Here is a 9,115-nt window from a genome sequence, read left to right on the forward strand (position 1 = left end):
CCGCCGGGACGGCGCGGGCCGCCGGCCGCCGGAACCCGCACGGGGCACCCGTGACCGCCGGGCCGGGCACCGAGCGCGAAGCCGCAGCCGCCCCGCGCGAGCGGCCCACCGCCACCACCCCGCCCCCCTCCCGTCACACACCGGCGCCCCGCACGCCCCCGGCGCGGCGCACTCCGGGCCTCCCCCGCCCGCACGCCCCTCCGGCCCCCCGCACCTCCACCCCTCCCGCACCACCGGCCGCACCCCTTCGCCGAGAGCACCCCCTGATGCCCACTCACCCGCCGTCGCCCCGTTCCGCTTTGCGCCACCCTGGCAAGCAACGGGCCGATTGGGCCGCGCACCGGGCGGGGACACAAGGGCATGGCGGGGACCGAGCGGCGTCCGCGGCCAACGGGGTGGCCGCAAATGCCGCAGAGTCCCCCATTCGCCTCTTCCGTCCGACATCTGAGGTCCCGTCACGGTGAGATGTACTCGTACCACTGCGCCCGAGACGCTGCCCGCGCGGCTACGGTCATATCTGGGCGGCAAAACGACAGCAGTGACGGCTATGCCGGTTGAGGGGGCACAGGCGCGATGAGTCTCAGCGATGGCGGTGGCTACGGCGGTGGCGAGCCGGGCGGCCCGGACACGGGCGGCCAGACCCGCACCAGACTCCCGGACGGCGACGGCGACACGTACGGAGCCGGCCGCCGCTCCCGAACGGGCTCCTCCAGCCGGAACCTGATCACGATCGTCGGCGTGGTGGTCCTCCTGATCGCCGCCATCGCCTTCGCGAACCGGGGCGGCGGCGAACAGGGATCCTCCGAAGGCACGGCGAAGGACACGGACACCCAACCCACCGCCCCGACCGGCACGAAGCCGGTCACAGGCAAGAACGGCGGCATCGCGTCGGGCTTCGCGAAGACGGAGCAGGGGGCGCAGTCGGCGGCGGCGAATTATGCGGTGGCGCTCAACAGTGACGGGATGTACACGAAGGACCGGCGGCAGACGATAGTCACGACGGTGTACGCACCGGACGTGGCGGCGGCCCGCGAGAGCGCGCTCGACAAGGCATACGGCAACCCGACGTTCCTCGGGCGGATCGGGCTCAAGCCGGACGGCCGCGCCCCTGACGGCTCGACGTTCGTCTCCCGCGCCAATCCCGTGGGCACCAAGGTCGAGAAGTTCTCCGGCACCGCGGCCAAGGTATCGGTCTGGTATTCGGCCCTCTTCGGCATCGCCGGAGCGGACTCCAAGAACCCGGTCGCGGAAGGTTGGTACACGAACACCTTCGACCTGCAGTGGATCGACGGCGACTGGAAGATCACCGACTTCACGCAGAAGAACGGCCCGGCTCCGGTCGGCCGGGACCAGGCCGCGTCGTCGGCCGAGGAGATGTCCAAGGCTGTGCAAGGCTTCGGAGGGTTCACGTATGCCCGCTAACCATCGTCGTCGCGCCCTCTCCCTCACCGCTCTGGTGACGGGCGTGCAGACGGCCGTCCTCCTCCTGGCGTCACGCGCCTTCGCGGAGCCGAGTCCGTCTCCCACCCCCACCACTACGGGCAGCCCCTCGGCGAGCCCCTCGCCGAGCAACGACCCCTGCGACCTCATCCGCGGCCTCGCCAAGGACTACTGCCAGAACGGCGACAAAGCCAACTCCACCCCCAAATCCCCCGGCGGCCTCACCGACAACAACCCCCTCGACCCCCTCACCTCCCTCGCCAAGGGCTGTGCGGACGCCGCCGCCTGGATCGTCAACAAGTTGTCCGATGCCGTGAAGGCGACCTCGCAGGTCGACTTCACGAACGCGGCGTTCCTCAAGCAGTACGCCGTCGTCTTCGCCGCCTCGACCGTGCTGACGCTCGTGCTGTGGCTGCTCGCCGTCGCCAAGCGGGCCGTGCGCGGCGTGCGGCTGACGGAGGCGATCAGCGAGGCGGTCGGGTTCCTGTGGCTGACCGTGCTGGCGTCCGCTTTCACGCCGCTGATCCTGTACACCGTGGTCTCCGCGACCGACGGCATCACGGAGATCATCGCGAAGGGGACGGGCGCGCAGACCGACACGTTCTTCGGCGCGTTCTCGGCGGCGCTGAAGAAGGACACGGACATCGGCGGCGGCCCGATCATGCTGATCGTGGTCTCGCTGGTCTCGGTGCTGGCGGCCGGTGTGCTGTGGCTGGAGCTGGTGATCCGGGCGGCTCTGCTGTACGTGGGCGCGCTGCTCGGTACGGTCGTCTACGCGGGCCTGGTCGACAAGAACATGTGGGGGCACGTCCGCCGCTGGGCCGGCATCATGATCGCCGTGATCATGGTGAAACCGGTCATCGTGGTCGTCCTGGGTATCGCCGGTGCGCTGACCACCGGCGGCGGCCCGAACGCCATCTCGGCCGTCGTCTCCGGCCTCGCGATCATCCTGCTCGCCATCTTCGCCAGCGCCGTGATCTACCGTTTCGTCCCGGGTTTCGGCGACGAGATGGTCTCGGCCCGTACGAACAAGAAGCAGGCCACCGAGGGCTCGCAGGCCGCCGCCGTGATCTCCTCACCCGCCGCACTGGTGTCCCAGGGCATCAAGACGCACAGTTCCCGCAGGTCCGGCGGGGGCGGCGGCGGGCAGGACCAGGGCGGCGGGCAGTCCCGGCCCGCCGACGCGGTGTCCGGCGGCGTGGCCGCCCACAGCAGCCGCACCGGCAACTCCGGCGGCGGCCGTGTCCCGGCCCCCGCCTCCCCCGCATCCCGTCCGCGCCCGTCCCCCGGTTCGAGCCCAGGCTCCGCCGGAAACGCCCGCACCGGCAAGACTTCAGGAGGTGACGGGCGTTGACGACCCAGTCGCACCCGATCACGCCCCGCCGCACGTACCTGATCGGCCGCGCCCGCCCGAACGCGATCGTCGGCAAGAACCGCGAGACCGGCGAGATCGCGCTGATCATCGCGGGTGCGTTCGTCGGCATGATCTGCGGCCTGCTGGTGCCGGTGCTGTCCGCGCGGATCATCACCCTGACCGGCTTCCCGCTGCTGGCCATCGCCGCGGTCTATTTCCCGTACCGCGGCCGTACGTTCTACAAGTGGTTCGAGATCAACCGCAGCTACCGGCGTACGGTCCGCCGCGGCACGACGTACCGCTCCGGCGTTGCCGAGGCGGGCGTGCGCCTGGACGGCCGGGAGGTGGAGATCGGCCCGCCGCCCGGCATCGGCCGCATCAACTGGCTGTCCGCGCCGTTCGGCCCGGACGAGATCGCCGTCCTGCTGCACGCCGACCGCCGTACGGTCACCGCCGCCATCGAGATCGAGGGCCCGGGTGTCGGCCTGCGCGACAGCGAGGACCAGGAAGCCCTGGTCGAGCGCTTCGGCACGCTGCTCAAGCACGTCGCCAACGGGGACGGCTTCGTCACGCGCCTGCAGATGCTGGCCCGTACGCTCCCCGCCGACCCGGACGCGCACGCCAAGGACGTCGCCCAGCGCGGCAACGCCGCCTCGCCCGACTGGCTCCAGGAGTCGTACGACCAGCTCCAGTCCATGGTCTCCACCTCCTCCGAGCAGCACCGCGCCTACCTCGTCGCCTGTATGCACTACACCCGCGAACTGGCCGCCGAAGCGCACACCATGGCGCGCGCCGCCCACCTGCACCGCGGCGGTCTGGTCCGCAAGAAACTGGACCGGGACGCGGGCCTGGCCGTCGTCATGGCACGCGAGCTGACCGACATCTGCGCGCGCCTGGCCGAGGCCGACATCCGCGTCCGTCAGCCCCTGGGGCAGAGCCGGCTGTCTTCCCTGGTGCACTCCATGTACGACCCGGACCACCCCATCGACCACATCCAGGCGATGAGCCAGCGCAACGCCTGGCCGGCCGAGCTGGACGCGATGGAGCCGACGTACCTCCAGGCCAAGACGCGCGAGTCGACCACGCGCGCGCCGTGGTGCCACGCCACGGCCTGGGTCAAGGAGTGGCCGCTGACGCCGGTCGGCGTCAACTTCCTGGCACCGTTGCTGGTGCACACTCCCGATGTCATCCGTACGGTGGCGGTCTGCATGGACCTGGAGCCCACCGAGATCGCGATCGAGCGGATGCTGACGGAGAAGACCAACGACGACGCGGAGGCCAGCCGGGCCGCCAAGATGAACCGGGTCGTCGACCCGCGCGACGTGGCCCACCACGGCCGCGTCGACCAGCGCGGCGAGGACCTCGCCTCGGGCGCCGCGGGCGTCAACCTCGTCGGCTACATCACCGTTTCCTCCCGTTCCCCGGAGGCGCTGGCCCGCGACAAGCGCACCATCCGCGCCTCGGCGGGCAAGAGTTACCTCAAACTGGAGTGGTGCGACCGGGAACACCACCGCGCCTTCGTCAACACGCTGCCGTTCGCGACCGGGATCCGCCGCTAAGCCGCTGGGAGGCGCGTACGTCATGGCCATGCTCGATCCGCTCGCAGCGCTCACCGAGGCGTTCACCGGCTTCCTGTTCGGGAAGGTGGAGACGACGCGGCTTCCGGTACGGACCTCCACCGGCCAGGCCCAGGCCGTCTACCTGCCGACCGCCGCACCGGGCCTGGGCGACTCCGGCGTGATCATCGGCCGCGAGGTCTACAGCGGCAAGGGCTATATCTACGACCCCTTCCAGCTCTACGGGCAGCAGCTGCCGGCCCCGCACTGGCTCGTCCTCGGCGAGTCCGGCAACGGCAAGTCGGCGCTGGAGAAGACGTACGTACTGCGGCAGCTGCGCTTCCGCGACCGGCAGGTGGTCGTCCTGGACGCGCAGGGCGAGGACGGCGTCGGCGAGTGGAACCTGATCGCCGAGCAGCTGGGCATCACCCCCATCCGCCTGGACCCCACCGCCGCCCTGAACGGCGGCATCCGCCTCAACCCCCTCGACCCGTCGATCACCACCACCGGCCAGCTCGCCCTGCTCCGCACGATCATCGAGGTCGCCATGGGCCGCGGCCTCGACGAGCGCTCCGGCTTCGCGCTCAAGGTCGCGCACGCGTACGTCAACGAGACGATCACCAACCGGCAGCCGGTGCTGACCGACATCGTCGAGCAGCTGCGCCACCCGGAGGCGGAGTCGGCGGAGGCCATGAACGTCGACATAGACGACGTACGGGCCTGGGGCCTGGACGTCGCGCTGGTGCTCGACCGGCTCGTCGACGGCGACCTGCGCGGCATGTTCGACGGCCCCACCACCGCCGGTATCGACCTCGACGCGCCGCTGATCGTCTTCGACCTCTCGCACATCGACCGCAACTCCATCGCGATGCCGATCCTGATGGCCATCGTCGGCGTGTGGCTGGAGCACACCTGGATCCGCCCCGACAGGAAGAAACGGATCTTCCTCGTCGAGGAGGCCTGGCACATCATCAACTCGCCGTTCGTGGCCCAGCTGTTCCAGCGGCTGCTGAAGTTCGGCCGCCGCCTCGGCCTGTCCTTCGTCGCCGTCGTCCACCACCTCAGCGACGTGGTGGACGGCGCCGCCGCCAAGGAAGCCGCGGCGATCCTGAAGATGGCGTCCACCCGCACGATCTACGCCCAGAAGACCGACGAGGCCCGCGCCACCGGCGCCGTCCTGGGCCTGCCGCGCTGGGCGGTCGAGATCATCCCGACGCTCACCCCCGGCATCGCGGTGTGGGACGTCAACGGCAACGTCCAGGTCGTCAAACACCTGATCACCGAGGCGGAACGGCCGCTGGTCTACACCGACCGGGCGATGACCGAGAGCTCCGCGATGATGACCGACGAAGCGCTCGCGATCGGGCGGGCGGCCGACGCGGAGGCCGAGCAGCGGGCCGAAGCGCTGGCGATGCAGCGGCAGTTCCGGGACGAGTCGAGCGAGACGGTGGCGTGACGCGGGGATACGGGCACGGGCACGGCGGTACGGACGCCCCGGGCGGCGGCACGGGAGGCCGCAGCGGCGGACGGGGGCGGGGCGTCCCCGACTCCCTTCTGATCGGCGTACTCGCCTTCCTCCTGGGCCTCACGGTCCTGGCATGGGCGGCGACGGGCCTGGCCGGCCTCTTCACCCACGGCGCCTGGCCGGACGGCGTGACCTTCACCCGTACGCCCCTGGCCCTGCGCAGCCTCATAGGCGCCCCGCACGACCTCCCGGCCGCCTGGTCCGGCACCCCCGCCGCACAACTCCCCGGGTACGGGCTGTTCTGGGGCATCCTCATCAGCGAACTGCTGGTGCTGGTCGTCCTCACGGTCTTCGCCATGGGGACGATCACCCGCTACCGGGTCGTACGGGCCAACCGGCGGGCCGGGGGCAAGGATGCCGGGCGGACGGGGGCCATGGATGCCGGGCGGTCCGGGGCCAAGGATGCCGGGTGGGACGGGGTGCAAGCCCAAGGCGGCCCGGCGCCCGCCGCCGACCGTGCAACGCCCGCCGCGCCCCCGACGGTTCCTGCCGCACCCGCAGCGCCCGTAGCACCCGCCCCTACCACCGCAGCAGCACCGCCTCACGCGGCTGACGCAGCCCCTCCAGCCCCAGAGGCCGCTACACCGTCGGCCCTGATCCCCGCACCGGCCCCACCCGCCACTCCAGCCACCACCATCTCCCCCGCACCTACACCCTCACCCACACCCGTACCCACACCCCCCGCCAACGTCCCCGACCTCCCCCCGCTCGTGCACTACGGCGCCGACCGCCGCCAGGCCGGCGTGCTCGCCACGGCCGCCATCACCGCGGCCGAGGGCCCCCTCGTCGTCGCCACCACCGATCCCTCCCTCTGGTCCGACACCAAGGACGCCCGCGCCAAACTGGGCCCGCTGCTGACCTACGATCCGCAGCACCTCCTGGACACCCCGGCCCGGATGCGCTGGTCACCGACGTCCGGCTGCGAGGACATCGGCACCGCCGCCGCACGGGCGGCCGCGCTCCTCACCCCCGTACGCCCCTCCAGCGTCCTCGATTCCGCGGTGGCCGACGCCGCGACGACCCTGCTGCGCTGCTGGCTGCACGCCGCCGCCGTGGACGGCCGGCCCTTCCGCCAACTGCACCGCTGGGCCCACGCCAAGGGCGCCGCCCACGAGCCCGTACGTATCCTGCGGACGAACCGGAAGGCGTCGGCGGGCCAGGCCGGCGAGCTGGAGTCCGTACTGACCGCGCACGCGGAACGCCGGGAGATGGCACACGAACTGGTCTCCCGCACCCTGGCGTCCCTCTCCTCGATCCACATCCGGGACGCCTGCAATCCGGCGCGATCCGATGCCCTGCTTCTCGAATCTTTCATCGACGAAGGGGGAACGCTCTACGTGGTAGGGGAATCCATCGAGGATCCGCGAACCACTCCGGGCGCGATGCCGTTGCTCATCGCGCTCCTCTCCAACGTGGTCGAGCACGGCCGCCGCATGGCCGAACGGTCATCCGCCGGTCGGCTCGACCCACCACTCACCCTCGTCCTGGACGACATCGCGGCGCTGGCGCCACTCCCCGCGCTGCCCGGCCTCCTCGAATCCGGCCGCGCACAGGGCATGTTGACGCTCGCCACGCTGCGCTCCCAGGAACAGGCCCGCGCCCGCTGGCCGCACACACCCCTGCCGGCCTGACCGGTCGCCACCCGCAGCCGTACGCGCCCGTCCGCCCTGAGAGTCCGGTTACGCGCGCTCCAACGCCATCTCCCGCTCGATGGCCGCCCCGCCCTTCGGATCGGTCATCGTCCGGCCGGTCTCGACGAAGCCGAGCGACCGGTAGAGCGCCGCCGCACGCTCGTTCTCCTCGTGCACCCAGAGCCGTACGCGCTCCACCGCCGGCTCGGACCGGCTCCACGCCCAGCCCACGGCGGCCCCGAACAGGTCGCGCGCCAGCCCCGTGCCACGGTGCTCCGGGCGTACGTACACGCCGACGATGTGCGCCCACGGCTCCTCGCCGTCCCGCTCGTCCGCGCCTTCCTTCTCGACGAGTACGACGACCATGCCGCCCCAACTGCCGTCGGGCCCCTCGCCGATGAACGTCAGCGGGTCCTGGTCCTCATCGCTCTGCGCCGCCCGCCGCTGCCACACGTCGTCCGGATACGCGGCGACCTTCTCGAAGGACTCGTTGAAGGCGATACGTGAGACGGGATCAGCGAGCGCCGCCAGCCGGAGTTCCCTGAGCCGCTTCCATTCGTCCGCCTTCACCGGCCTGACCAGATACTCCATCGGGCCAGCATCCCAGCAGTCCGTCCCCCTGGCCACACGCAGTTCTCCCTTCACCCCCACCACCCTCTAGTTAGGCTAGCCTCACCTAACCACCCTGCCACTTACGGAGACACTCCCTTGCCCGAAGCCCAAAACCCCGCCAGAACCACCAGAGCGGTCAACTCGGCCGGCCCCACCGCCGTTGCCCCACCTTCGTCACCCGGCACCGGGTCCCTCGCCCTCCGCCTGGCCGGCGTCTCCGGGATCGCGGCGTCCGTTGCCTGGCTCATCGGAGACATCCTGCTGCTCGGGAAGCCCATGGGCTCCGCGGACCAGTACCCGATCCTGAGCTCGTACGACGGCATGCCCCGCGACTCCCTCGCCGCGATGCTGCCCGCCTCCACCACCCGGCTGGCCTGGGGAGCCCTGCTGGGCGTCCTGACGGGGCCGCTCTACCTCGTCGCCTGCCGCCACTTCCGCCGGGCCCTCCTCCCGCAGCCCCGCCGCATCTCCCTGCCGCTCTATCTGATCCTCACGGCCGGCTACGCGCTCGCGCCCTTCGCCCACGGTTCGTTCTTCTACTGGGGACAGGCCGCGAAGGCGGTTCATGAGTCCGGTGCCGCGTCCGACGCCCTGACCACTCTTCCGGGTGACCTCGCCACTGTGCTCTTCATCCCGTACGCGGTACTCCTGGCGCTCTGGGTTGTCGGCTCCGTGTGGCTGGCCGTCCTGGTACTCCGTGGCGGCACCGTGTTCCCCCGCTGGATGTGCATCGCGAACCCGCTGGTCTGCGCCCTCATCGGAACGCTGGTCACCAAGCTCTGGCCCGGCGCCATAGGCACCGCCCTGCAAGGGGCCGCGCTGAGCGTGGCCAACCTGCTCCTCTTCTCCCTCACCACCTGGGTGCTCTGGAAGAAGGCCGACGAAGAGTCGTCGTAAATTCCCCGGGAACGCAAAAAAGCTCCGGTCCCTGAACCACAAGGGTTCAGGGACCGGAGCTGAAAAATTGTTCGGCGGCGTCCTACTCTCCCACAGGGTC

The 9,115-nt window shown here is 71.1% G+C and carries 7 protein-coding genes; 6 read left to right on the forward strand and 1 reads right to left on the reverse strand.

Annotated elements, in window-relative coordinates; all coding sequences use genetic code 11:
- The first annotated feature begins 573 nt into the window (after positions 1-573).
- Genes A6A06_RS06250 through A6A06_RS06270 form a run of 5 tightly spaced genes read left to right on the forward strand, consistent with a single transcriptional unit; the run spans position 574 to position 7,506 of the window.
- Positions 574-1,422: a hypothetical protein gene (locus A6A06_RS06250; RefSeq protein WP_073759539.1), complete on the forward strand. Its 849-nt coding sequence runs from the start codon at positions 574-576 to the stop codon at positions 1,420-1,422.
- Positions 1,412-2,794, forward strand: coding sequence for a hypothetical protein (locus tag A6A06_RS06255; protein WP_073759541.1), 1,383 nt, complete (start codon positions 1,412-1,414; stop codon positions 2,792-2,794). The genes A6A06_RS06250 and A6A06_RS06255 overlap by 11 nt, the downstream gene beginning before the upstream one ends.
- The gene (locus tag A6A06_RS06260; protein WP_073759543.1) at positions 2,791-4,353 is read left to right on the forward strand and encodes an SCO6880 family protein; all 1,563 of its coding nucleotides are present in this window, start codon (positions 2,791-2,793) and stop codon (positions 4,351-4,353) included. The genes A6A06_RS06255 and A6A06_RS06260 overlap by 4 nt, the downstream gene beginning before the upstream one ends.
- Positions 4,354-4,381: 28 nt before the next feature.
- A complete protein-coding gene (locus A6A06_RS06265; RefSeq protein WP_073759886.1) occupies positions 4,382-5,806 on the forward strand; it encodes an ATP-binding protein in 1,425 nt (474 codons plus the stop codon).
- Positions 5,803-7,506: a type VI secretion protein gene (locus A6A06_RS06270; protein WP_073759545.1), complete on the forward strand. Its 1,704-nt coding sequence runs from the start codon at positions 5,803-5,805 to the stop codon at positions 7,504-7,506. Before A6A06_RS06265 ends, A6A06_RS06270 begins: the two co-directional genes overlap by 4 nt.
- Positions 7,507-7,554: 48 nt before the next feature.
- On the opposite strand, the gene A6A06_RS06275 is transcribed toward A6A06_RS06270, so the two are convergent.
- Positions 7,555-8,097 carry a GNAT family N-acetyltransferase gene (locus A6A06_RS06275; RefSeq protein WP_073759547.1) on the reverse strand — a complete coding sequence of 181 codons (543 nt, stop codon included), beginning with the start codon at positions 8,095-8,097 and terminating at the stop codon, positions 7,555-7,557.
- Positions 8,098-8,214: 117 nt separating this feature from the next.
- Between A6A06_RS06275 and A6A06_RS06285 the strand changes: the two genes are divergently transcribed.
- A complete protein-coding gene (locus A6A06_RS06285) occupies positions 8,215-9,015 on the forward strand; it encodes a DUF6796 family protein (RefSeq protein ID WP_199930694.1) in 801 nt (266 codons plus the stop codon).
- Positions 9,016-9,115 lie beyond the last annotated feature (100 nt).

Source organism: Streptomyces sp. CB02923, assembly GCF_001905005.1.
Taxonomy (GTDB): domain Bacteria; phylum Actinomycetota; class Actinomycetes; order Streptomycetales; family Streptomycetaceae; genus Streptomyces.

Excerpts from the sequence above, each read along its gene's own strand:
- A6A06_RS06265 (WP_073759886.1), top strand. The coding sequence starts at position 4,382 with ATGCTCGATCCGCTCGCAGCGCTCACCGAGGCGTTCACCGGCTTCCTG.
- A6A06_RS06255 (WP_073759541.1), top strand. The coding sequence starts at position 1,412 with ATGCCCGCTAACCATCGTCGTCGCGCCCTCTCCCTCACCGCTCTGGTG.
- A6A06_RS06275 (WP_073759547.1), bottom strand. The coding sequence starts at position 8,097 with ATGGAGTATCTGGTCAGGCCGGTGAAGGCGGACGAATGGAAGCGGCTC.
- A6A06_RS06250 (WP_073759539.1), top strand. The coding sequence starts at position 574 with ATGAGTCTCAGCGATGGCGGTGGCTACGGCGGTGGCGAGCCGGGCGGC.